General features: G+C 51.4%; 16 protein-coding genes. 9 read left to right on the top strand and 7 right to left on the bottom strand.

The window, feature by feature from the left end:
• Window positions 1–51 precede the first annotated feature (51 nt).
• The 5 genes from FIV45_RS17175 to FIV45_RS17155 are packed head-to-tail and all read left to right on the top strand — an operon-like array spanning window position 52 to window position 4,784.
• Window positions 52–1,623 (top strand): phytoene desaturase family protein, encoded by a 1,572-nt coding sequence (locus FIV45_RS17175; RefSeq protein WP_099472936.1) that lies wholly within the window; start codon window positions 52–54, stop codon window positions 1,621–1,623.
• Between the two features lie 15 nt (window positions 1,624–1,638).
• Entirely contained in the window at window positions 1,639–2,799 is a 1,161-nt protein-coding gene (locus FIV45_RS17170) for a nitrilase-related carbon-nitrogen hydrolase (protein WP_099472934.1), read from the top strand.
• Window positions 2,800–2,801: 2 nt separating this feature from the next.
• On the top strand, window positions 2,802–3,074 hold the full coding sequence (locus FIV45_RS17165; protein ID WP_099472932.1) for a hypothetical protein: 273 nt from the start codon (window positions 2,802–2,804) through the stop codon (window positions 3,072–3,074).
• A gap of 4 nt (window positions 3,075–3,078) precedes the next feature.
• Entirely contained in the window at window positions 3,079–3,720 is a 642-nt protein-coding gene (gene eda, locus FIV45_RS17160) for a bifunctional 4-hydroxy-2-oxoglutarate aldolase/2-dehydro-3-deoxy-phosphogluconate aldolase (RefSeq protein WP_099472930.1), read from the top strand.
• A gap of 2 nt (window positions 3,721–3,722) precedes the next feature.
• Window positions 3,723–4,784: a sugar kinase gene (locus FIV45_RS17155; protein ID WP_099472928.1), complete on the top strand. Its 1,062-nt coding sequence runs from the start codon at window positions 3,723–3,725 to the stop codon at window positions 4,782–4,784.
• Window positions 4,785–4,811: 27 nt separating this feature from the next.
• Here the strand turns inward: FIV45_RS17155 and manD are convergent, their stop codons facing one another.
• Entirely contained in the window at window positions 4,812–6,020 is a 1,209-nt protein-coding gene (manD, locus tag FIV45_RS17150; RefSeq protein WP_099472926.1) for a D-mannonate dehydratase ManD, read from the bottom strand.
• 130 nt (window positions 6,021–6,150) lie between these two features.
• Between manD and FIV45_RS17145 the strand changes: the two genes are divergently transcribed.
• A complete protein-coding gene (locus FIV45_RS17145) occupies window positions 6,151–7,071 on the top strand; it encodes a transcriptional regulator GcvA (RefSeq protein WP_165777010.1) in 921 nt (306 codons plus the stop codon).
• 4 nt (window positions 7,072–7,075) lie between these two features.
• On the opposite strand, the gene FIV45_RS17140 is transcribed toward FIV45_RS17145, so the two are convergent.
• The 4 genes from FIV45_RS17140 to FIV45_RS17125 form a co-directional block, all read right to left on the bottom strand.
• Window positions 7,076–8,560: an aldehyde dehydrogenase family protein gene (locus FIV45_RS17140; protein ID WP_099472920.1), complete on the bottom strand. Its 1,485-nt coding sequence runs from the start codon at window positions 8,558–8,560 to the stop codon at window positions 7,076–7,078.
• Window positions 8,561–8,564: 4 nt separating this feature from the next.
• On the bottom strand, window positions 8,565–9,656 hold the full coding sequence (hisC, locus tag FIV45_RS17135; protein ID WP_099472917.1) for a histidinol-phosphate transaminase: 1,092 nt from the start codon (window positions 9,654–9,656) through the stop codon (window positions 8,565–8,567).
• 36 nt (window positions 9,657–9,692) lie between these two features.
• A complete protein-coding gene (locus FIV45_RS17130; protein WP_099472914.1) occupies window positions 9,693–11,324 on the bottom strand; it encodes a thiamine pyrophosphate-dependent enzyme in 1,632 nt (543 codons plus the stop codon).
• Window positions 11,325–12,204: 880 nt separating this feature from the next.
• Window positions 12,205–13,185 carry an N-acetylmuramoyl-L-alanine amidase gene (locus tag FIV45_RS17125; protein WP_204602207.1) on the bottom strand — a complete coding sequence of 327 codons (981 nt, stop codon included), beginning with the start codon at window positions 13,183–13,185 and terminating at the stop codon, window positions 12,205–12,207.
• A gap of 597 nt (window positions 13,186–13,782) precedes the next feature.
• Here FIV45_RS17125 and FIV45_RS17120 point away from each other — a divergent pair.
• Entirely contained in the window at window positions 13,783–16,785 is a 3,003-nt protein-coding gene (locus tag FIV45_RS17120; protein ID WP_099472910.1) for a carboxypeptidase regulatory-like domain-containing protein, read from the top strand.
• Between the two features lie 158 nt (window positions 16,786–16,943).
• On the opposite strand, the gene FIV45_RS17115 is transcribed toward FIV45_RS17120, so the two are convergent.
• Together FIV45_RS17115 and nagZ are read right to left on the bottom strand one after the other, a co-directional pair.
• Window positions 16,944–17,678 (bottom strand): GntR family transcriptional regulator, encoded by a 735-nt coding sequence (locus FIV45_RS17115; RefSeq protein ID WP_099472907.1) that lies wholly within the window; start codon window positions 17,676–17,678, stop codon window positions 16,944–16,946.
• 225 nt (window positions 17,679–17,903) lie between these two features.
• A complete protein-coding gene (gene nagZ, locus FIV45_RS17110) occupies window positions 17,904–18,953 on the bottom strand; it encodes a beta-N-acetylhexosaminidase (protein WP_099472905.1) in 1,050 nt (349 codons plus the stop codon).
• Window positions 18,954–19,557: 604 nt separating this feature from the next.
• On the opposite strand from nagZ, the gene FIV45_RS17105 reads away from it, so the two are divergent.
• Together FIV45_RS17105 and FIV45_RS17100 are read left to right on the top strand one after the other, a co-directional pair.
• Window positions 19,558–21,117 (top strand): sodium:solute symporter, encoded by a 1,560-nt coding sequence (locus FIV45_RS17105; RefSeq protein ID WP_099472901.1) that lies wholly within the window; start codon window positions 19,558–19,560, stop codon window positions 21,115–21,117.
• Window positions 21,118–21,135: 18 nt separating this feature from the next.
• The gene (locus tag FIV45_RS17100; protein WP_099472899.1) at window positions 21,136–24,210 is read left to right on the top strand and encodes a glycoside hydrolase family 3 N-terminal domain-containing protein; all 3,075 of its coding nucleotides are present in this window, start codon (window positions 21,136–21,138) and stop codon (window positions 24,208–24,210) included.
• Window positions 24,211–24,248 lie beyond the last annotated feature (38 nt).

The raw sequence follows: 24,248 nt of genomic DNA, 5'->3' as shown, positions 1-24,248 counted from the left end.
TGCTGTATCCCAAAAGAGAGAAGTTTGACCTTTGTCTTTAGGGAAAGATGCATGAAAGAATTTGATGTCGTTATTGCGGGCGGCGGGGTGAACGGACTGGCCTGCGCCAGCCTTCTGATTAAATACGGACTATCGGTTTGTGTGCTGGAGCGTAACCCCTGGGTCGGTGGCGGGGCCGTGACCCGCGAAGTGACCTTGCCAGGGTTCAAACATGACATGTTCGGGTCCTCACATGTGTGGATCCATTGCAATCCCGATTTTCAGGAAATCAAGACGGAGCTTGAGCAATATGGCCTGAAATATATCTGGTCCGATGACCAGATTACGGGTCACCCCGATCAGACCGGCGGACCGGGTATTGTGATTTATCGCAGCATTGACAAGACCGTCGACAGTATTGCGCAATATTCCAAAAAGGACGCCGCCCGATATCGCGAAGTTTATGAAGATTTCGAGCTGGTGCGGGAAGGGTTTCTCAAGGCTTTTTTCTCGCCGCCGTCACCGCCAAGCTATATGGCGCAGGCCATGGAAAACAGCAAGGAAGGCCTCAAACGCATGCGGGAATTTTCCCTGAGCGCCACGGCATGGGTCGATCAGAATTTCGAGAATGAATTTGTCAAGGCGACGATGCTCAACTGGGCCATGGCGCCGCAAATCCTGCCGGAACAGGAAGGAGCTGGACAGTCCTGCTATATCATGATTCCGGCGATTCATGTCTTCGGCCAATCGATCCCCGAAGGGGGCAGCATGATGCTGCCGGTCGCCATGCAACGCTATATTGATGACAATGGCGGGCAGGTGATGACAGAGGCGCCAATCCAAGAGTTTATCGTTGAAGGTGGTGAGGCGAAGGGCTGTATTCTGGAGGATGGCACGGAAATTCGCGCCCGCAAGGCGGTGGTCAGTGCCCTGGAACCAAAACAGACATTTCGTAAATTTATCAAACCCGGGGTGTTGAGTGAGGAATTCACTCAAATGGTTGACCGCTACAGTTTTGGCAAGATCACCATTTGCCGGGTGCATCTGGCTTTGAAAGAGGCGCCGCGGTTTAACAACGGTGATCTGATGAGCAGTTGCGCCTTTCACCGTATTGTCGATACGGCGCCGCAACTGATTAAACAATATGCCGAGATCGCCCAGGGTATCCCCCCAAGTGATCCGTTCCTGTGGAGCGCCTGCTGGACAGTGGTTGATCCGACCCGGGCGCCGGAAGGACAGCATACATTGATCTTCGACACGTTCGTGCCCAACTGGTTGGCCGATGGTCAGAGCTGGGACAATATCAAGGAAGACTATGCCCATAATGTTCTGCTGAAAAAACTGCAGCAATATGCGCCGAACGTTAATCAGGACACGATCCTCGGGGAATATATTGAAACCCGGGAAAGTCTCGAGGCGGCCAATCCGAGTTTTGTCGACGGAGTGACCACCGGCGGGGAGCGCATACAGGGACAGCTCGGTTATTTCCGGCCCTTCCCGGGGTATGCCCATTATCGCTCGCCGGTGAAGAACCTGTATATGACCGGACCGCATTGCCACCCGGGCGGGGCGATTTCTGCTATGGGGACCATCACCGCCAACATCATGCTTGAGGATTTTGGCCTCAAAAGTAACGATTATTAAACAGACGAGGATCTTATGTCTCAGCCATCAAAAAAAATCGAAAAATATACCGCCCTTGTGATCCAGCCCCAGGTCACCATCTCGGATGATCACTCGGCGGTGCGTAAAAATCTCGACCGGATCTGTAATCTGATTGACTTTAGCGTGGGGTATCATTGGGAATTGCCGGCGCGGCTGGTGGTGTTGCCTGAATATTTCATGCAGGGGGTGACCACGCCCGGCAAGGGGGAAGACGGTCTTGACGGTTTCATGAAAAAGGCGGTGACTTTTGATGGCCCGGAAATTGGCCGATTGTGTGAAAAAGCGAAAGAATATAATATCTATATTTCCGGCGGCGGTATTATTGAACGGGTGCCGGAATTCCCGGATCGCTGGTTCAATACAGCCTTTATCATCGGCCCCAATGGGAAAGTTATCCTTAAATACCACAAATGGCACATCAATGCTTCTCTTGGCCTGGGCACAAGTCCCCATGATATTCTTGATGAATATTCGGAAGTTTTTGGTGGTGATATCAAGGATCTGTTTCCGGTGGTGGATACGGATATTGGCAAGCTCGGCACCATGACCTGTCATGATGGCTGTACCCCTGAAGTCTCCCGCGCGTTGGGCTACAACGGGGCCGAGGTTATCTGTCACCCTGGCGCCATTCAGGAAGTCGAAGGGGTCAATGAGCCGTGGGACTTCTGGACCTTTACCCGGCGCACCCGGGCCCATGACAATATGTGTTATCTGCTGGGGTCGAACTGGGGCACGGTCGATCACAAATTTTATCCGAAAGCCTTCTGTCCGGGGCATAGCTTTATCATCGATTATACCGGTCTGGTGTTGCGGCGGGCGGATTATCCGGAAGAACAGGTGATCAGTTGTCCGATCGATATTGAATCCCTGCGCGAGCATCGCTCACGCTGCAATCATAATACCTGGGTTGATGTGCGCACCGAAGGGTTCCGTCAGATCTATGAAAACCCAATCTACCCGCCGAACCAGTTCCCGTCTGGCCGGCCGCCGCGCAATTTAGCGGATAAAATGAAGCCTTTGAGGGAAGTCTTCCTTGATGTGTATGGCCGGGGTCAGTTTACACCGCCTGCCGGTCAAACGGTCGAGGATATGGCCAATCTGCATGAAAAACGCATCCGCGCCGCCCAGAAAATTGGTTTGTTAAGAGAGGACTGAGCATGAAAGTCGTCAGCAAACTGGCCAATATGAATTTGACGGTCGGGCGCATGTACCGGGAAGGTAATCGCTTGGTGATCACCAATGAAGGGGGGGAGGGCATCCCGACAAAGGTCTATGTCCATCCCCGCGATGTGGTGGGAGCGCTCAAGGCGTTTTTCAAAAGCCTGTCGGCCATACTTTTTATTTTGTTGTTTCCCTGGTTTTACATCAGAGGGCTTCGTGACCGCGAAGAAAAGGTCACGCCGAAATCCATGAACAACCCGTGGGTTTGATTCAATGCAGTTGCGCGAGAAATTAAGGCATTTCGGGGTGATCCCGGTGATCACCCTGACACAGGTTGAAGACGCCATACCCGTGGCGCAAGCTCTGTCGGATGGCGGGCTCCCCGTGGCCGAGATCACGTTTCGTACACCCGCCGCGGCAGAGGCGATCGCGGCCGTCAAGCAGGCTTTGCCACATATGATAATTGGCGCAGGCACCATATTGACCTTGGCGCAGCTGCACCAGGCGCGGGTGGCGGGCGCGGACTTTATGGTCTCTCCCGGATTTGACGCCACGTTGATTGAGAAATCCCTGAGAATGGAAATGCCGTTCATTCCGGGGTGTGCGACCGCGACCGAGATTGGCGCTGCGCAGACGTTGGGGATAGATCTGGTTAAGTTTTTTCCGGCGGCGGCGCAAAATGCCCAGGCTGTTATCCCGGCGATGGCCGGTCCTTTTCCAGACATTACCTATATGCTGACGGGAGGAATCGGGTTTGGGGAGCTTAACGCCTATTTATCCTTGCCGAATGTGATCTGTTGTGGCGGCAGCTGGATCGCCCCGACAGTCTTGATAGATGCAGGGAATTTCACTGAAATACAAGAGAATGCGGCCGCCACGGTGGAAACAATAACCCGGATCAGGAAGGGGCTGTAAAGATGAACAATAGCATGCATTATCTGATGGATTATGAGGATGGTATAAGGGTTGCGGCCTTTGGTGAAATCATGCTGCGGCTGAAATCGCCGGGCCATGAACGGCTGATGCAGTCAGGGACATTGGAGGCGAGCTTTGGCGGCTCTGAATATAATGTTCTGGCTTCTCTGGCCCAGTTTGGCCTTCGTTGCAAACTCGTCAGCCAAGTGCCGGAAAATGATATCGGGGCGGCGTGCCTTGGCGATATCAGGTCTTTCGGGATTGAAACTTCTGATATCCGGCGACATGACGCCCGCATGGGGCAATATTTCCTGGAATCAGGATCAAATCAGCGGTCCGGTAAAGTCATATATGACAGAAAAGGCTCGGCCTTCGCCCATTTCCAGAAAAACGACATCACGTGGGAAGACGCGTTGGCCGACAGCCAATGGTTTCTGGTGTCAGGCATTACTCCGGCGTTAAGCGGGGAACTTGCCGAGATGACGCTGGAGGCCATTCGTGTGGCGAAAGCCTGCGGACTGACGGTGGTCTTTGATTTCAATTACCGAGAGAGCCTGTGGCGGGACAACAGGCTTGATGCGCCGGATATCATGCGGAAAATTGTCCAGCATGTGGATGTTTTGATGGCCAGTGAACGGGATTGCATGTTGTGCCTTGATGTTTCTGTGGGGGATACATCGCCGGATGGTCAGGGACGGAATTACGCCCTGACGGAAAAAATGTTTGAGCGCTATCCCAACCTGAAAGTCATGTCGAGCACTTTTCGGGATGTCATCAGTGCCGACCATCATAATTTAAGCGCAGGCCTGAGAGATCGCAGTGGCTATTATGTCAGCCGTAATTTTTCCTTACAGAATATTGTTGACCGGATCGGGGCGGGGGATGCATTCGCCGCCGGGTTGATTTATGGGTTGATGAAGAATCAGGGGGGACAGAAAGCGCTGGACTTCGCCACGGCGGCGGCCTGTCTGAAACATTCTATTCCGGGGGACATCAATCGGGTGACCCGCAAGGAAATCGTTGATCTTCTCGGGGGTGAGTTTATGGGCCAGGTCAAACGCTGACCTGGCCGGGTTGAGTTCAGAGGGGACTCACCAGTTCCACATGGTGCCGTCTTCGAGACGGTTCACAGGCAGACAAGCGCGCTGATAGGGGTATTTCGCCGCCAGATTCTCATCAATATCGACACCGTGACCGGGTTGGTCGCCGGGATGCAGGAAGCCGTCCTCGAAATGATAGGCATGGGGGAAAACGGTGTCTGTTTCTTCTGTATGGCGCATATATTCCTGAACCCCGAAATTAGGCACCCAGAGGTTAAAGTTCAGGCTCGCCCCCATACAGACAGGGGAGAGATCCGTGGCGCCGTGGCAACCGGTCTTCACATGATGCAGGGCGGCAAGGCCGGCGATTTGCCGCAGGTGAGTGATGCCTCCGGCATGCACCACGGTGGTGCGGATATAATCAATTAATTCCTGTTCGATCAGGGTTTTGCAGTCCCAGATCGTGTTGAATATTTCCCCGATGGCCAGCGGCGTTACCGTATGTTCGCGCACGCGGTGCAGGCTTTCCTGATTGTCGACAGCGACGCAATCCTCCATCCAGAAAAGACGGTAGGGCTCCAGAGACTTGCCCAGACGGGCGGCTTCGATCGGTGTCAGCCGATGGTGGACATCATGGAGCAGGTGGGGGTCAAAGCCATATGTGTTTCGCAGGGCTTCGAACAATTTCGGGGTATGATCAAGATATTTGGTCGTTGACCAGACATTGGCGGACGGCAGTTCGGCGTCAGCTGGCTCATAATACATTTTATCTTTGGAGACGCCATAGGTTGACGGAATGCCCGGCACTCCGGTCTGGGCGCGTATGGCCTTATAACCCAGATCAATATATTTTCCGACCTCATCCTTGGTTTCTTCGATATCGGCGCCATTGGCATGACCATAGACCATCACGGCCTCGCGACTGGCGCCGCCGAGCAATTGATAAAGCGGCATATTGGCGGCCTTGGCCTTGATATCCCAAAGCGCCGTATCGACAGCGGCAATTGCCGACATGGTCACAGGACCCCGCCGCCAATAGCAGCCGCGATAGAGATATTGCCAGATGTCTTCAATCCGGTGGGCATCCATCCCAATGATGCAGGGAATGACATAGTCTTCCAGATAAGAGACAACCGACTTTTCCCGCCCGTTCAGGGTGGCGTCGCCGATGCCATACAACCCCTGATCGGTGAATATTTTCAAGGTGACGAAATTGCGCCCGGGGCAGGTAACAATAACTTTGGCGTCTGTGATTTTCATAAGAAGGATTTCCACTGCTATTTGTGATTTTCCCCTTGAAAATATTCACTTTCAAGCTTGCGCGCAAACGAGACTTTGTCATACTGTGGATTAGATTTATTTATGATGTCGCCAAGAAAGGATGAAGAGTATGGGCCGAAAATTACCACCGTTGAATTCAATGCGGGTATTTGAAGCGGCCGCCCGTCATCTCAGCTTTACCCAGGCCGGAGAAGAACTGCATGTCACCCAGGCGGCCGTCAGCCACCAGATCCGGGTATTGGAAGAATGGCTCGGGGTGCTGCTGTTTCAACGATTGAAAAATGGCCTGAAACTCACCGAGGAGGGCGAAGAATATCTTGGGCCCATGACCCGGGCGCTGGACATTATGTCGGACGCCACCAGCCACCTGATCAACCGGGAAGGGATCAAAACCCTTAATATTTCGACCCTGAGCTCGTTTGCCTCTATCTGGCTGGTGCCCCGCCTTAAAAGTTTCCGGGACCAGTATCCCGATCTGGATGTGCGTATCGTGACCATTGACCGGGAAACCGACTTGTTGAGTAAGGGGGACGTGGATCTGGATATCCGCTACGGAGACGGGAAATGGCAACATGTGCATGCTAAAAAATTCCTGAGCGAGAATATATATCCGGTTTGCAGCCCGGCTTATATTAAGGAAACGGGCGGGTTAAAAAGTCTGGAAGACCTGAAAGGCCATACACTGTTGCATGATGTGGGGGTTATGGGCTGGAAAGAGTGGCTGGAAGAGGCGGGAGTTGAGGGCGTGGACCCAAGCCGGGGGCCGGGCTTTACCCATTCTCATCATGTGATGCAGGCGGCGATCTTTGGCGAAGGCGTGGCTTTGGGGCGAGGCGCGTTGGTGGCGGACGCCCTGAGAAAAGGGGATTTGGTGGCTCCCTTTGAAACCAAGATTCCCTGCACCTATAAATATTATCTGGTCAGCACCAAGACCGCCTCTGACCAACCAAAGATCCGCGCCTTCACCAACTGGTTGATGAAGGAAGCGGATAAATTTATCGAAATGAAAGATGGTCTGAAAACCGACTAGAGACCTAAAGTGCGGTCACTACAGATTTCAGTTCGGTATAATATTCGATGCCTTCCGGGCCGCCTTCACGCCCCCAGCCGGACTGGTTATAACCGCCAAAGGGGATCGCCATGTCGGGAATGCCGTGACAATTAATCCACATCAGACCCGCTCTGATATCTGCGACAGTCTTATGGGCTGTGCTGATATCCCGGGTCCAGACACTGCCGGCAAGACCAAAATCGGTGGCATTGGCGGCGGCGATGACGTGATCCATATGATCGGTTTTCATGACAGAGAGAACGGGGCCAAAGATTTCTTCCGCCGCGACACAATTTCCAGGCGTGACATCGGTGAGAATGGTTGGCGTCATGAAGTAGCCTTTGCGGTCAAGGGCGATGCCGCCTGTGGCAAGGGTAGCGCCCTGGGCGAGGCCTTTTGCGACATATCCGGTGACGCGGGCGCGGTGTTCTTCAGAAATGAGAGGCCCCATGGTGGTCTCTGGATTTACCCCGTCACCAACTGTAATGTTCTGGGCATAGTCGATTAGCCCGGAGAGAAGATCATCATATATTTCCGGGGCGGCGAACAGACGGGATCCGGCAACACAAACCTGTCCTGCATTGCCAAATATCCCGTCGGCGATCCCGGGGATCGCCTTTGCAAGATCGGCGTCCTTATAGACAATCACCGGTGATTTTCCCCCCAGTTCCAGGGTCAGTTTTTTCAGATTGCCCATGGCCGCCTGGACAAGGCTTTTGCCGGTCTGGGTCGAACCGGTAAAACTGACCTTATGCACCAGAGGGCTGTTGACGAGTGCAGCCCCCACTGTCGCGCCCGGGCCAGGCACAATATTCACCACTCCGTCGGGAATGCCGGCCTCGACAATCAGTTCCGCCAGATAGAGCGTTGACAGGGAAGTCACTTCCGAAGGTTTGAGAATAACACTGCATCCGGCGGCCAGCGCCGGGGCCATTTTCCACGCCGCCATGACCAGAGGACCGTTCCAGGGGGTGATCAGGCCGACAACACCAGCCGGTTCGCGGCGGCTGTAACAGTGGAAATCGCCGGGAATGGAAATATCACTGGTTCTGCCGGAAATTTTGGTGCACCAGCCGGCGTAATAGCGGAAGCTCTCCGCCGCCATGGGGATTTCCCCCTGACGCGCTGCCTGATAAGGCTTGCCCCCATCCAGAGTTTCCAGCAGCGCCAGCCGGTCGCCGTGTTCCTCAATCAGGTCGGCCAGGCGCCATAATATCCGGGCCTTTTCCGCCGGGGTCTTGTTGCGCCACCGTTTGTCGTGGAAACTGTTATGGGCCGCCTCAATGGCGACCTGAACATCGCCCGTCCCCCCGGCATAGAAACGACCAATGATGTCTTCGGTTGCAGGATTAATCGCGGGGAGGATTTCCCCCTTTTGACCCGCACACCACTGCCCGTTGAGGAGCATCTTTTTTTCAGTGGCGAGAAAGGTCTGGATCTGTTTCAGGGCGGTGGAGGTGGGCGTCATGAGGTTACCTTTTCATAAATTCGCTCAGAGCGGCAATCACGGCTTCATTTTCTGAATCAAGCCCGATGGTAACCCGCAGGCAATTGGCGGGACCGCCGGCGCCGACCGGACGGGGAATGATGCCTTTGGACAGCAAAAACCGCCAGGCGCTTTCGGCGTTTTTGGCCGGATCATTTGGAAAGCGCATCAAAATGAAGTTCGCGACGCTGGGAATGACTTCAATACCGAGATCGGTGAGGGTTGCGGAGAGTTTCTCAAGCCAGACGGTGTTATGCGCGCGCACCGTGGTTTCATAGGCGACATCAAGAATGGCCTGTTCCGCGGCGGCGAGGGCGGGGGCGTTGGTATTAAAAGGCGTGCGGATCCGTTGCAGAATATCAATGATGCTTTCGTGACAGAGCGCCCAGCCGATTCGCAGGGCGGACAGACCGTAAAGTTTGGAAAAGGTGCGGGTCATGACAACATTCTTTGTGGTGTTGGCCAGCATCAAGCCCGGGTCGTAATCTTCGGCCTCGACATAGTCCGCATAGGCGCTGTCGACGAGAAGCAGAATATTTTCCGGCAGGTTTTCATGCAGGCGGTGCAGTTCCGTTTTTGTCAGATAACGCCCGGCGGGGTTGTTGGGGCTGGCGAGGGCGACCATCCGGGTGCGGGAGGTCAGCAGAGCCAGTATCTGGTCGACATCGGCCACAAGGTCCGGTTCGGGGGCCGTTACAACGGTGGCGCCCTGGGCCAGGGCATGGACGCGGCACATGGCGAAGGCCTGTTCGCTGATGATGATTTCATCTTCCGGCCCGACATAGGCGCGGATCAGCATCTGAATCAGTTCATCAGATCCGTTGCCGCAGATCAATTTGCTTTCCGGCAGGTCAAAACGACCCGCAATTGCGGCAATCAGATTATGCTGCGACCCGTCGGGATAGCGAAACAATTCGGCGGCGGCTTTTTCATAAGCAGCAATGGCGCGCGGGCTGGGTCCCAGAGGAGATTCATTGGACGATAATTTAATCGGACTTGTGATCCCGTCCACTTCACTTGCCCCCTGTTTATAGGGGGCGATCTTGAGAATGCCTGGGCGTGCGGTGAGATGTGTCATATGCTCTTATGTCTTTCTTATTTTTCTTATTCTGGCTTATTTCTGGCCGCGAACGGGCGGTGTTAAAATAAACTCCCACGGTGATGCCATGTCTTCGGTAATTTCGACTTCGATGATGGTCGGGCCATTATGGGCCAGGCCTTTACGGATAAACTGGCGCAGACCTTCCGGGCTGTTGGTGCGGTAGGCGGCGGCGCCAAAGCTTTCGGCAAATTTGACAAAATCGGGATTATGCAGATCAGATGTAATCAAACGACCGCCGAACCATTCCTTTTGCTGGCGCTGAACATTGCCGAATTTATTGTTGTTAAAGATGATGGTCACCAGATTGATGCCATATTGTACGGCGGTGGCAAGTTCAGTTGCGGTAAAAAGAAACCCGCCGTCCCCGGTGACAGAGATCACGGCCTTGTCCGGGTGGGCCACCTTGACGCCCAGCGCCGTGGCGTATCCATAACCCAGTGTGCCCTGATACCCGCAGGTGATCAGATGGCGGGGTTCATACACCGGGAAACCATACCATGACGTAAAGCCAACCTGAGTGATCTCGTCACAGAAATACCCGTCTTCGGGCAGTTCCTGCCGAATGACTTCAAGGTAGGACATCTGCGGCTGAACCTTGCCGATTTTTTGCAGCATGCTGTGCTTGAGTCCGTTCAACTCCTCTTCACGGCTTTCGCGTTTATCATTATGACGGCCAACTTCCGGGATGAGGTTTTGCAGGGACAGTTTTGCATCACCGACAATGCCGACCTCTGGCACAGTGATGCGGTCAATTTCCACGGGGTCAATATCAATGCGGATGATCTTCAGATCATCGTCGGTTCCCCAGAACTGCTGTTGCAACTGCAGCCTGGTGCCGATTCCCAGAATCACATCGGCGTCAGCCCAGAGTTGATGCCCGGCGGGATAGTTTTGCCCAAGATAATGTTGGTCACTGACAATGCCGCGGCCACTGCGGAAGGATACCACGGGCGCCTGTAGCATTTCGGCAATTTCCTGGACCTCTGCAGCAGCATGAATAGCGCCGCCGCCCACCACAATCAGGGGACGTTTGGCGCGTCCCAGGATTTTGGCGGCTGCCTTGATTCTGTCCAGATCCGGTGCAAGCGGGGTGTTTTCATAAGCGGTTTGCAGGGTGACATCACTCTCCATCGCCATGATATCCATCGGCATTTCGAGGGAAACCGGACGGGGACGGCCGGATGTAAGGGCCTTGAAGGCCTGATTGACCACATCGGGGGCCTGAGAAGGATGTTCGATCCGTTCAGCGTATTTGGTCAGGCTTTTCAGGGTGGCCAGTTGATCCGGCAATTCATGCAGTTCACCGTAGCCCTTGCCGATGGACCGGGACGGGATCTGGCCGGTGATACAGAGCACGGGGGTATCTGTGGCATAGGCGGAACAGAGCGCAGCGGTGCTGTTGAGCACGCCCGGGCCGGGAACAACCGTATAGGTGCCGACTTTACCGGTGGAGCGGGCATAGCCAAAAGCCATGTAGGCCGCGCCCTGTTCATGACGGGTGCCGATGAGGTTCACCCGACTTTTTTCATGATACATCGCATCAAAGAAATAATCGAGCTGCCCCCCGGGCAGGCCAAAAATGGTATCGACTCCATTATTGATAACGGACTGCAAAATGGCATCAGCCCCTGACAAACGTGTCATAAATTTTTCTCTCCTGGAATTAAGCGTTAACTCAACAGGTAAAGAAAGGGCGGAAAAACAACAAATGATCCTTTTTCATCGTTCCATAAGGAAAATTAATCTAAGAGCCATTATGAGGAATTCTGGTTCAGAGAGGGATTGCTTTGTGATGTAACAAGACTTAGAATTTTCTGGTAGGTGTGAAGACGAGATTGAATTGTGAGCGAGCAGACATGAAATTTTTTGATACTCATTTTGCATTTGAGGCGGTTCGGAGTTAGCACGGTTTCTAGCACGGAAAATATTATTTTGATTTTATATCGTTTATTTACAATAGGTTATAATATACCCCATCAGGATCATAACCTGAAGGTCATAGGTTTAAATCATATCAATGCAACCAAGAATACACATAAAAAGCCTGCTAGTGCACTGTATTGGCAGGCTTTTTTGATTCAACATCCTGCGATTTTACAAGCCAGAAAATCTCCTATAGGCTGCAAAACGGCTGGCACGGTTTTTAAAGCGGTCCGGCTCAGGGGGCTGTCACTTTAACTTTTTCAGCGCGAAGAATTTTCAATAGAAGCCTCAATTATGCAGCGTTGGTTACAAGATTCCGCAGGACGAAACACTCAGTGATCACAATGTAAACGGGAACTTTCTTGTAAGCCTTGAAGGAATTACAGCATTAAATTGCACAGAACCAATTAATTGTGGGGGGGAAGTACGAGGTAGTTTGACATGGGACTTTGGGAAATAGGGCCGAATATAATCTAATTGATGGTATGACAAATCAAAATGATCACTCATGGGGTGTCTCCTTATACCATGAGTGATCATAAATTATACCAAATCGAAATTTCCTAAATTAATAGATCCCGAACCTAATCGAAGCGATAGTTTATTTGACACTACCATTTAGGCTCTCCAAAGCTTCAGGACGATATTTTTCAATCAAGGCATATAAAATGGCTGTGCTTTCCACTGTTGGTTTGCTGGTGACGGCGGAAGGGCGAAAGTGCATCTGGAAGGCCCGCAGAACATTACGTGTTTGTTCGTCCAACACCCCTGTTTCCTCTATCTCATAACCGTAGGCGTGAAGGGCTTTTTGGACAGTGATCAGGGGGAGAGGGGCCGCGATAAATTTTTTCCAATAACGCGTTACCGTGTCATCATCATACCAGGCGCCATAGCCGAGCTGGTACAGCCTCTGCCAGGGGAAACGGGGGCCTGGGTCGATCTTGCGGTCTGGAGCAATGTCCGAATGGCCAACAATGTTGGTGGGGTCCAAGTCGGGATAGCGTTCATGAATGTCTTGCAAAAGTTCGATCAGTACACTGATCTGTGATTCAGCAAAATCCGGGTAAAAACATAAATCCTTAGGATATTCAGGGGGGGCAGCCTCTGCAGCCGGGGCAGTTGCTTCAGGCTTTTCATGTGAGCTCGTTTCAATAGGCAGACCCAACTCTACAGGCAGGCTCTCCTCCAAAGGCATGTCTGTTTTAACAGGAGAATCCGTTTTGACAGGCAGGCCCATTTCTTGATGCGCGGTATTTTCTGCATAGAGAAGGGGGAGGGGATCGTATGGCACACAATGGACTTTATTGACAATTTCAATGCCAATGGATTGGTCATTGAGTCCCTGTTTTCCTGCCCAGTAACTGCGTCCGGCATGCCAGGCGCGTTGTGATTCGGGGACAAGTTCAAAAACCTTCAACTTGTCGTCAGTGTATGTGGCGTCATCGGGTTCTGGCACCAAATAGTGGGAGCTTACCGAATTGGAGGAGGCGTGGGTCAGAATATTGACGGCATCTTCAAAATTTGTCGCCGTATGATGAAGCACAATGACGCTAATGCGACTGTTGAAGTTTTCAGACGGCAAACGGACTGTGCCACTGTTGTGAAAACAGGCGGAGAGAGAAAGTAAACTGGCAACCAACAAGGAATGCCGAAGCAGGACGCGTTTGGGGGCGGGGGTAAAGATATTTTTTGTCATCACGAATAAAGCCTAAATCAATAAATCATTATGTGTCCAGTGGAAATTGAGAAGGAGTAACTGTTTTATCACACCTCGAAGCATGGGAGTGTGCCAGCCGGTCACAGCTCTTCTATTCCGTTTTTTGTACCCAAGAAGAAGACCAATTAACTGGTCATAGACCAGCAGAGGTCTTTGCCAGACCAGTCCGTTCGAAAGAAAAGGTAAGCTCTGTAGGCAAGTAAGAATAAGTTTTCTTTGTTCTCGACATCCGTTTTCCATGAATCAGCTATATCACATGGCAAAGGAAAATGGAAAGGACTTATATAAAGGTCTTAAATTGGTATCTTATTATCGGTAAAATTGCCGGTATTTAGCGTTTTTCTCACAAAGGACTTGAATTGGTATTTGACTTTGCTCCTGAAATTGGTAATGTTTCTAACAACTATAAGAACCACAAAGCCACTTAAATTTACTGTAGTGATCATAAGGGAAAGGAAACGAATGTTAAAAATTTCAAAATTATTGAGGAAGCCGCGTCTCAGTGCGACCCAGAGTTTGACCTGGGCGGCTTTGGCTTCCAGTATGCTGGTGATCAGTGCGCCCGCCGTCGCCCAGCAAGCCGGTGGCGTGACCGGTCGAATTACCCAGGCAGACGGAACAGCTCTTGCCGGTGTGACGATTGAAGCCAGAGGAGATGTGCTGCCGCAACCCCGGACAACCACATCCGCTGAGAATGGCCGGTATCAGCTGCCTTTGCTGCCTCCGGGCAATTATGTACTCACGTTTAAATTCCCTGATGGCAGTGAACAAAAGCGTAATGTAGCGGTGAAACTACAACAAAAATCAAAAGTTGATATGGCCCAGAGCCAGGAATTTGACGAGATTGTTGTGGTGGGTACCCAGAGCAGCGTCGTTACCGGTCGGGCGAGCCTGAAGAACTCCATCAGTTCCGCAACCATTGAAGGTCTGCCAGTCGGTCAGGATTATCGCGATCTGCAAAAATTGATTCCCGGGGTGCAATATTCCGAAGATACACGTCGTGGGCCAAATGCTGGTGGCAGTGGCCAGGATAATATGTACCAGTTTGATGGGGTTGATATTTCCCTGCCCATGTTCGGGACACTGTCTGCGGAACCATCTTCGCATGATATTGATCAGGTGTCTGTGGTGCGTGGTGGCGCGACGGCCATTGGTTTTAACCGTTCAGGCGGTTTCCTGATGAATACCATCAGTAAACGCGGTACGGATGAATTCCACGGGGAAATTAGTTACAAAACCCAAACAGCCGGTATGACCGGTAGCCGGAAGAATGGCGATACACCCTTAGAGTTTGATGAAGATAGAACCTGGATTACGGCCAATCTCAGTGGTCCAATCATTAAAGATAGATTATTTTTCTATACCTCTTATTATCGTCCGACCAAGACTCGGGACAATGTGAGCAATGCTTACGGCGATGTTCCGAATTACAGCAGTAAGCGTAATGAGTTTTTTGGGAAGCTGACCTTCTCGCCGACAGATGATATTCTTCTGGATGCCAGTTACCGGACGTCAGACCGTTCAGATCGTACGGAGGATGTAGGAAGTTTTACCGCAGCTTCAGCGGCAAATGGTTCGGATACTGCACAGGATATTGCTATTGTTGAAGGCTCCTGGATTGTGGATGAAGACAGTTCTTTGAGTTTTAAATTTACCAATTTTGAACTGAAGTCAACAGGGCGTCCTGATACACTTTTTGACTTTCCTCGTTCATTAGACGGTAAGCTGGATGTTTCAGCACTGGATAAACAGGGGCTATTTCTTGTACCTAAATTGCGGGACCTCCCCAATCAAACAGACGTTAATCATCCCGATAATAATGCCGCAAATGCCTTTAATGCATTTGCTACACCGTTGGTTAACAAGTATGGCTATCTTGATAATGGTGTGGCAGCCGGGGGTGGTGTTGTTGGTGGAGGGTCTACAATTAATGACCAGGACTTCTCCCGCATCAGTTTTGAGGTTGCCTATGACCGGTCTTTCTACGCTGGGGATACGACCCACGACGTTCATATCGGATATCAATATCAGGAAATTGAAGAAGATCTGGCGCGTAACTCAAATGGATGGGGGATCATTACAGCCCATGGGGGAGAGACCTTTGCTGAGGACGGAGTGACGCCGGTATATTATGTCGCTCGCCTCAATCAGATGAGTCTTGAAGGGGTTGATGGGACGGCATTGGTGCCTTCAATCAAATCGAAATCGAAACTGCAGAGTTTGGAAATTAATGATACCATTGAAACAGGTGATTTTACTATTAATGTAGGGGCGTTGATCAGCAACGATATTCTTTTCGGTCAAGGGCTGCGTGAAAAAGAAGGTACCGTCTCAGGTTATGAGGTGGCGCTAGGAAACCAGTATAAGATGTATGAAGTTGACTGGACTGATATGATCCAGCCACGCTTTGGCATCAATTGGGATTATTCAGATACCAGTGCTGTCTATGTGAATTATGCGCGTTATAATCCTTCTGCATCTTCCTTGGCCCGGGCAGCGTCCTGGGGTCGGAATTTACAAAAAACAGTGGATGTTTTCTTCGACGAAGCCGGCAATATTATTGAGAGCACGTCAGTTAGGTCGTCATCTGGCAAAGTATTCCAGGAAGATATGAGCCCTCGTAAAATTGATGAGTTTTTGATTGGTTGGAATAGTCAGATTACGGATGGGTTGATGTTGAGAGCTCATGTACGTTATCGTGAAGGCGGGAATTTCTGGGAGGATACAGAAAACAATGCCCGGTCCCGTTTTGAACCTCCCGCAGGAACTCCTACGACTGATTATGTCCCAAATTTGGCAGATATTCGCGCTGAAATCGGTGGATCATCCTATGTCATTGCTCAACTGGACAATGCTTATACCCATTATTGGGAAGTCAGTGCTGAGGCTGAATATACCACTGAGAATCTATTCGTATCCGCGTCCTACGTCTGGAGCCGGTATACGGGTAACTTTGACCAAGATAACACCACAACCAAAAATGATGCAGATACCTTTATCGGATCTTCCTTTATTGCGGACGGTGCGGGTCGTCAGCTCTGGAACTTCCGCGAAGGTTTCCTGCGTGGGGATCGTCGTCACCAGTTCAAACTCTATGGCTATTACCAGTTTGATTGGGATGGGCAACTTGGTGCTTTCTTGATCGCCCAATCCGGCCAGCCGTGGGAAAAATGGGATTATTCTCTGTATAGCCATCTGACAGGCAGTAAAAGTGATACGAGCCGTTATGCGGAACCAGCAGGTTCCCGTCGTACGGATGCCCATGTACAACTTGACCTGAGTTATACCCAGAATATAGAGGTGTATAACGGCTATACTGTCCAGTTGCGTGCTGACCTGTTTAACGTATTTGATAAACAGACCGGTTATAACATTCAGAACAAAGTCAACAGCGCGGGTTTTGGCGAAGCGCGGAGCTTTTATAACCCGCGTCGTCTGCAGCTCACAGCTAAGTTCAGGTTCTAATCTGAGCTAAAACACAACGTTCCGTGATTTAAATGGCGTCTGGCTCCCTATATCGGGAGCCAGACGTTTTTTTTGGACACGACGTAACCCATAGCGTCCTGTTCCCCACATTTTTTTACAGGAAAGAGAGGTTCTAGCGGTGGGTGTGAGAGGGAATGTTATTCAATATTTTCCAGATTCATCACGATATCATAATGATCGCCACGGTAAGCAGAACGTGTCAGTTCGACGGGGGTGCCATCTTCCAGATAGGATCGTCGTTCAATGCGCAGAACTTCGCTGTTTTCCGCGACAGACAGAAGACCTGCTTCGGTCGGGTTGGCTAAAGAGGCCCTGACCCGCTGGGTGCCCGTTACCGGATGATTGCCCATTGATTCCAGTGCCTGATACAAGGATTCGGATATATCGCTAATATTTGGCAAGAGCTTGGCGGGAACTACGGCATGTTCGATGGCCAGTGGATGGTTGTCGGATAGGCGTACCCGGCCGAAGCGTGCGACTTTATCTGTTTGAGAAATCTTCAGAATTTCAGCTTCTTCGGCGGTGGGGCTGCCATAGGTTTTCATGATCCATATGGCTTGGGGGCTGAGCCCCTGATTGAGAGCATTGTCGGTAAAGCCGCTAAGATTTGATCCCAGATGTTCAACCCGGGGCAGAACAAAGGTGCCCGCGCCCTGCCGACGTTGGACTATTTTATCTTCTGCGAGCTTGTTTAAGGCCTTGCGAATGGTCACCCGGGACGTCCCGGTCATGTGGCACAGGTCCCGTTCCGGGGGCAAGGCTTCGCCAACTTCGACGTTATGGTCGGTAATATAGGTGCGGATGTTATTCGCAATCTGTATATATAGAGGCGTTACAGTGCTTTTGTCAGGTGTAATTCTCTCCAATTTCATTTGTAAAAAATCCCATCCATATATCGTGTCTCTCCTCCTGAAATCAGGGCAGAAATTGTTATTATTTCCATAAGATTACCATCGAATGGAAAAGATTAGAATAACCATCAAAAATAAAATGTCTATTACAAGTATTTATAGTAAAATTCTCCCCCTTTCGCTCGCCTTTAGAGGAAGAACTATGAGGGATATAACGACAGGGAATAATGGCAATTCGAGGACGTATCACAAATAGTCGTGAAGTATTCTGTCCAGTTCCGCCTGAATTTGGACCGGATCAATTTCCCCCGCCTCGGCAAAAGCCTCGAATTCTGCCTTTTTCGCCCGTTTCAGGCTGGCGCCCTCTAGATCCTGAACTACCTCTGCAAGTCGGGTCATTTCTTCCAGAATGCCACTGCAGTGTAGAATGACATCACAGCCCGCCGCAATGGCCTGTTTGCCCCGTTGTTCGATGGGCCCGGAGAGAGCATGCATGTTAATGTCGTCGGTCATGATCAGACCACCAAAATCCAGTTCTGACCGAATGATATTATTGATGATGATTGGCGAGATGGTGCCGGGCAAGGTGGAATCAATGGCGTCATATATAATATGGGCCGTCATCAACATGGCTTCCTTGTGCAGGTTTTTGAAGGGAATAAAATCAAAGGCAGCAAGAGATTCCAGGGATGCGGCGACGCGGGGCACGTCATGGTGGCTGTCGACTGTGGCGCGCCCGTGGCCGGGACCATGTTTGATCACAGGCGCGACGCCGCCAGCTTTCATGCCGGCGATGGCCTGGACAGCCAGCTGGCTAACCCCCTCTGGTGTGGTCCCGAGCGCCCGATCTGTGACAACGGGGGCGGAGCCCGCCAGAGGAATGTCCAGCATTGGCGCGCAATTAACATTGATGCCCAGCGTTTTCAGATCGTGAGCGATCAGTCGGTAATTAAGGTAAATGGCGGTTTCGGCGTCCCGGGGGGCGTTTTTATAGATTTCTGCAAACAGGGTCGGGCTTGGGGGGATGCGCCAGAATTCCCGCGGGAGCCGGGACACACGCCCTCCTTCCTGATCAATCAAGACCATAACCTCGTCTCGTCCGATGGCTTCTTTAAAATCTCCGACCAGTGACGTGACCTGATCCGGAGATTGCAGGTTGCGGGAAAACAAGATCAATCCCCAGGGTTTTACTGCCGTGAACAGGTTGATTTCCGCCCGGGTGAGGCGAAGCCCTGAACATCCAAAAATGACGTTTGAGGTCGTACTGGCAGGACGGAGAGCAGGGGTTTCTGTCATGGGAATCTTCCAAAGTGAAAACATCATAAGGACACAGGGTAAGCGCCTATATAGCCAGAGGATACAAGCAGTACAGATAGAGGCCTATGATGAGTTTGTTACATCGTTTCAAGTTATTAACTAGATACCAATTACAATACCATATAGCAAATGGTTTGTAAGGTTTTTTGGGAATTTTTTCTTCGAAAAACCCGAAATTATTTTGCGGGATTGTATGTCTTTCTGAGATTTTATTTCTCGAAATATATCATTTAACATTTTGTAATATTTGAATAAAAAATATAAATTGAACTCATTTTTAAAAAACGATGTCATGAATTTTTCAGAGAAAATATTTATCGAAAGGTTTGAATTTCTTCAAATTCGGTCTTTTTTAAAAGAGAATTTGTTATAATGATCTTCCTCATGTTGCATACCACTTGAAAGTGGTGTATACACAGCCTTTACCAAGAGAACCGTTCGCGGTTTCTTGGGTGTGGGAGAAAATTAGAAAACGTGTTTGCCGGATTTCAGGCGGTCGCACATTGTGATAGCCGGCTGTATCAACCGTCTTGACCGGTGTTCCTCTTCTAAAAGTCAAAATGCGTGAGGTGAGGGATTTGTTATGACGGATAGTTTTGCGTTGCTCGATTGGGTTATCGTCGGGGGCTATCTTGCCCTGTTAATGGGGATGAGCTGGATGTCCACCCGGGTCAAATCAGAAAATTCGCAGGATTATTTCCTCGGTGGCAATAAAATGCCCTTCTGGGTGGTGTCCATATCAGTGCTCGCCACATCGCAATCCGCAGCCACTTTTCTCGGGGGGCCGGATCAGGGGTTTCGCGGCGACTACACCTATCTTACCACAAATATCGGAACCTTGATCGCGGCGTTGTTTGTTGCCAAAATACTGATCCCGAAATTTTATCACTATAAGGCGACCACGGTTTATGAAATTCTGGCAGTAAGGTTTAACGCGACGACCATGCGGGCCGCGGGCGGTATGTATTTGATCGGCCGCATGTTCGCCAGTGGCGCCCGGCTTTATCTGGCGGCCATTGCCGTGGCCATGATCCTTTTTTCAAATGTGGATGCGGACAGTATCATTATGGCCGCCTTTATCATGATGGCGCTGGGCTTTGTGATGACGTTTCTCGGTGGAATCAATTCGGTTGTCTGGAGCGACCTGATCCAGTTTATCATATACTGTATCGCCGTGGGCGCTGTGCTGTTTTTTTTATGGGACCAAATTCCGGCCAGTTCCGATGATATTTTCGCCGGTCTCAGTCAAGCTCCCGACGGGCAGAATAAACTACGCTTTATCAACACGGCGATGAATTTTTCCGAACCTTTTACCTTGATTTCAATCTTGACCGGTTTCACATTGCTGTCCATTGGCGCCTTTGGGCTTGATCAGGATATGACGCAGCGGGTGCTGACCTGTAAAAATGAGAATGAGGGCGGGAAGGCGCTTTTGATTTCGGCTATTGTTGCCGTTCCTGTGGTCTGGCTCTTCATTTCCATTGGTCAATTGTTGCATGTCTTTTATGAACGGCCTGACCTTATGGGTGCTGGCGTAGCCTCGGCTGCCAATCAGACATTCGCGGGGGAGAAGATTACCATATTTATGCATTATATCCTCACCGAACTCCCCGCTGGGATGCGGGGACTGGTGACCATTGGGGTGATTGCGGCGGCGGTTTCAACCATCAATTCAGGCCTGAATTCCATGTCGTCTGTGATTGTGCAGGATTTTTATAAACCCTGGCGCGAGAGCAAATCAGTGGTGGCGGAAAAGCATTTTGTTATCGCCGGCCGCATCTGCATGGGGGGCGTGGGGATTGGGTTATTCCTGATGGCAGTGCTTTGTTACTATTGGCAGAAATATACCAATATGCCCCTGTTGGAATTTGCCCTGTCAGTGATGGTGTTTTCCTATTCCGGGTTGCTGGGGGTCTATTTTACGGTCCTGTTTACAAAGCGGGGCTCCCCACGGTCTGTTATTCTGGCATTGGTGGTGGGTTTTGTGGTTACGTTGTTGCAACAGAGCTATATTGTTGATGTTCTGGGACTTCCACAAGGGTGGAAGGCGTTGGCGTTCTCTTGGCAGCTTTGTATTGGCACCGGTTGTGCCTTTCTGGTTTGTCTGGCCGGAAATGACAAACAGGTAACGAGTGAACTTTAGCGTCCGTGGAAATTCAATATGTCGTACCGATCAGTCCTGCCCGTTGCTTTCTCCCGCTTGATGCTAATTCTTATGCTAGGCGTGATGTTGTTGGCAGGCTGCAGTTCGAAGAGCACGCCTGAAGAACGGGTGTCGGAAACCCTTTCCCGGATGTCGCTCAAGGATAAAATAGCGCAGAAAATCATCCTTGATTTCCGCTATTTCTGTTCTGAGCCTAAAGGGGAAAAGGAAGAATGCCGAACCCCCATGCAACAAGTGCCCGCCGAAGTCGCCGGTTTTCTCGAACGTCATGCCTTGGGGGGCGTGATATTGTTTGCGGATAATATTGACAGCATCGAACAGACAGTCCGGCTGACCCATGGGTTGCAACGGCATAGCCTGAGGTCTCCGTCCGGGGTGCCGCTTTTGATCTCCATTGATCAGGAAGGCGGCAAAGTGGCGCGGTTGCCCGGGAGCTGGGCGACTAATTTTGCCGGTAATATGGCCATTTCAGCCACGCCGCCGGGACGACAAAATGATTTCGCCCGCAAGGTTGGCGCCATTTTGGGCGCGGAGCTTATGGCTCTGGGGATAAATGTCAACCACGCCCCGGTTGTTGATATTAATACCAACCGCGACAATCCGGTGATTAACGTGCGGTCCTTTTCCGATCAGCCTGAAAAGGTGACGGCGCTGGCGGGACAGATGGCCCAGGGCATGATGGACAGTGGTGTTATCTCGACTTTAAAACATTTTCCCGGCCACGGCGATACGGCGCTGGACAGTCACCTTGCGGTGCCCCAGGTAGGGCATGACCGGGCAAGGTCTTATGATACGGATTTATGGCCTTTTGCCCGCCTGATCGCTGCGGGGAAGGCGCCCATGATCATGACGGCCCATATCCAGTTCCCGGCACTAGATGGCGATAAGATTACGGCAAAGGACGGATCCTTACACTATGCCCCAGCCACTCTGTCGAAAAAGATGCTGACAGGAATTTTACGTCATGAATTCGGCTATGACGGGGTTATTGTCTCGGATGCCATGAATATGAAAGCCATATCCAGCCTGCTGGACCGCAAAGACGCTATGGCAAGCGCGCTCAAAGCGGGCATTGATCTTCTATTGATGCCGGTCCAGGTGCAGTCCGCCCGCGACCTGGAAGATGTTGATGCCCTGATCGAGCACCTTGCCCGCAGGGTTGAGGCTGGTGAGATCAGGGAACAGGACATTACCCATAGCGTGCGGCGTATCCTGAGGCTGAAAGAAGAATTCAACATCCGGGAAACTGCTGAACGGTCACTAGGTCAAAAAATCATTCAGGCGGAAAAGACCATCGGGACGGCGGCGCACCGGGATGTTGAACGAAAGCTGGCCGTCGCCGCTATCACCGCGCTGAAGACACTCCGGGCCGGAAAAGTGGTCGGCGACGACATTCGTTCCATTCATGTGATTATGCCAACAGAAGAGGTGACGCAAGCCTTTCTATCGGCTCTGAGGGTGCGGTTCCCAGAACAAAGAATTGATATAAAAGGCACCTCTTTGTCGGATCTTACACCGGAAATTATCACGGACATCATGCCGACACAGGACCAGACACCGGCGACGCATCTGTTGATCACGGGTCATATTACCCCCGCGGCGAGCCCGGTGGATCTGGGTGGTATGGGAGATGTGAATGACTGGCAGGCCAAGACGGACACAGAATGGCGGGGCAAAGAAGACACGGCGGAAAGCTTGAAGCTGGTGCAAAATCTTCACCGCATGGCACGCATGGCGGGGCAGGAAACGGTGTTCATCAGTTTGCGTTTTCCGACGGATATCCTGTCTGTTGTCAATCAAGTTGATGCCGCCTATGCCATCTATAACTATAACACTGTGAAGGATGAACAGAGCGGCGCTTATTCAAGTCCCAGCATTAATGCGTTGGTGCAAATACTTGCCGGTGATCAACTAGCTCAGGGTCATCTGCCGATCCAGCTGGAAGCGGAGGCGGTGCCTGGGGCGGAACGGCTGGATCTGGTAACACAGGCGCTGGCGGGAAAACGGGCGGGCCTGATCGTCAATCCAAGCTCCCGGGTTGAGGATCGTCATCTGATTGATGTTTTACAGGCCGAAGGGGTCGCGGTGACAAAACTGTTTGCCGTTGAACATGGTATTCGCGGAACCGCAGATGCTGGCGCCAAGGTTGACGATGGCAGGGACAGTCAAAGCGGGTTACCCATCCTGTCAATCTATGGCAAGAAAAAATCCCCGTCGGCCGAGGATACAACCGATCTGGATGTTCTGGTGTTTGATCTTCAGGATGTGGGAGTGCGGTTCTATACTTACCTGAGTTCCCTGCATTATGTCATGGACAGCTGCGCCCGCAACAAGATTCCACTGGTGTTGCTGGATCGTCCCAACCCCAACGGCGCCTATATTGACGGCCCCATTTTGCAGCCGGCCTTCCAAAGCTTTGTCGGAATGCATCCCATTCCTCTGTTGCATGGCATGACCTTGGGGGAACTGGCGCGGATGATCAACGGGGAAGGGTGGTTGCCCTATGGGGCGACATGTGATTTGACGGTTATTCCTGTGCAAAATTACACCCACGCCACGGATTATATCCTGCCTGTCAAGCCTTCCCCCAATTTACCCAATCAAAAGGCGATCAAGCTGTACCCATCTCTGGCTTTATTTGAAGCCACCACCGTCAGCGTGGGCCGGGGGACGGATTTCCCCTTTCAGGTACTGGGTGGTGTCCGGCCTGAATATGGCGGCTTTCAATTTACCCCGGTCCCGAAACCGGGCGCGGCCCTTGATCCCAAATTAAAGGGGCAACAACTTTTCGGTCGGGATTTCCGTTCTAGTTCTGTCACTGGCCTGAATATCGAAATATTGATCGCTTGGTATCATAAGGCGAAGGCGCTGGAGGAGAAATTCCTTGACCGGCCGCAATGGCTGGACAAGCTGATGGGAACCGATCTGTTTCGGCGACAGATAGAAGCGGGGCTGAGCGCCGAGGAGATACGGTTAAGCTGGAAAGCGGATTTGGATGAGTTCAAGGCGCGTCGGACGCTGTATCTGCTTTATCCGGATGAGGCCCTATTTAAGGAAAAGCCGCACCGCTGACGCCGTTGACAGATGTTAATTCATGCGTCGCAACAGGT

The sequence above is a fragment of the Paremcibacter congregatus genome (assembly GCF_006385135.1).
Lineage (GTDB): Bacteria > Pseudomonadota > Alphaproteobacteria > Sphingomonadales > Emcibacteraceae > Paremcibacter > Paremcibacter congregatus.
The sequence above is the reverse complement of the archived record's forward strand: the minus strand, read 5'-3'. Positions and strand labels throughout refer to the sequence as shown.

Bases quoted from the DNA above. Each gene is read 5' to 3' on its own strand.
- FIV45_RS17175 (WP_099472936.1), top strand. From the start codon at position 52: ATGAAAGAATTTGATGTCGTTATTGCGGGCGGCGGGGTGAACGGACTG.
- FIV45_RS17170 (WP_099472934.1), top strand. From the start codon at position 1,639: ATGTCTCAGCCATCAAAAAAAATCGAAAAATATACCGCCCTTGTGATC.
- FIV45_RS17165 (WP_099472932.1), top strand. From the start codon at position 2,802: ATGAAAGTCGTCAGCAAACTGGCCAATATGAATTTGACGGTCGGGCGC.
- eda (WP_099472930.1), top strand. From the start codon at position 3,079: ATGCAGTTGCGCGAGAAATTAAGGCATTTCGGGGTGATCCCGGTGATC.
- FIV45_RS17155 (WP_099472928.1), top strand. From the start codon at position 3,723: ATGAACAATAGCATGCATTATCTGATGGATTATGAGGATGGTATAAGG.
- manD (WP_099472926.1), bottom strand. From the start codon at position 6,020: ATGAAAATCACAGACGCCAAAGTTATTGTTACCTGCCCCGGGCGCAAT.
- FIV45_RS17145 (WP_165777010.1), top strand. From the start codon at position 6,151: ATGGGCCGAAAATTACCACCGTTGAATTCAATGCGGGTATTTGAAGCG.
- FIV45_RS17140 (WP_099472920.1), bottom strand. From the start codon at position 8,560: ATGACGCCCACCTCCACCGCCCTGAAACAGATCCAGACCTTTCTCGCC.
- hisC (WP_099472917.1), bottom strand. From the start codon at position 9,656: ATGACACATCTCACCGCACGCCCAGGCATTCTCAAGATCGCCCCCTAT.
- FIV45_RS17130 (WP_099472914.1), bottom strand. From the start codon at position 11,324: ATGACACGTTTGTCAGGGGCTGATGCCATTTTGCAGTCCGTTATCAAT.
- FIV45_RS17120 (WP_099472910.1), top strand. From the start codon at position 13,783: ATGTTAAAAATTTCAAAATTATTGAGGAAGCCGCGTCTCAGTGCGACC.
- FIV45_RS17115 (WP_099472907.1), bottom strand. From the start codon at position 17,678: ATGAAATTGGAGAGAATTACACCTGACAAAAGCACTGTAACGCCTCTA.
- nagZ (WP_099472905.1), bottom strand. From the start codon at position 18,953: ATGACAGAAACCCCTGCTCTCCGTCCTGCCAGTACGACCTCAAACGTC.
- FIV45_RS17105 (WP_099472901.1), top strand. From the start codon at position 19,558: ATGACGGATAGTTTTGCGTTGCTCGATTGGGTTATCGTCGGGGGCTAT.
- FIV45_RS17100 (WP_099472899.1), top strand. From the start codon at position 21,136: ATGTCGTACCGATCAGTCCTGCCCGTTGCTTTCTCCCGCTTGATGCTA.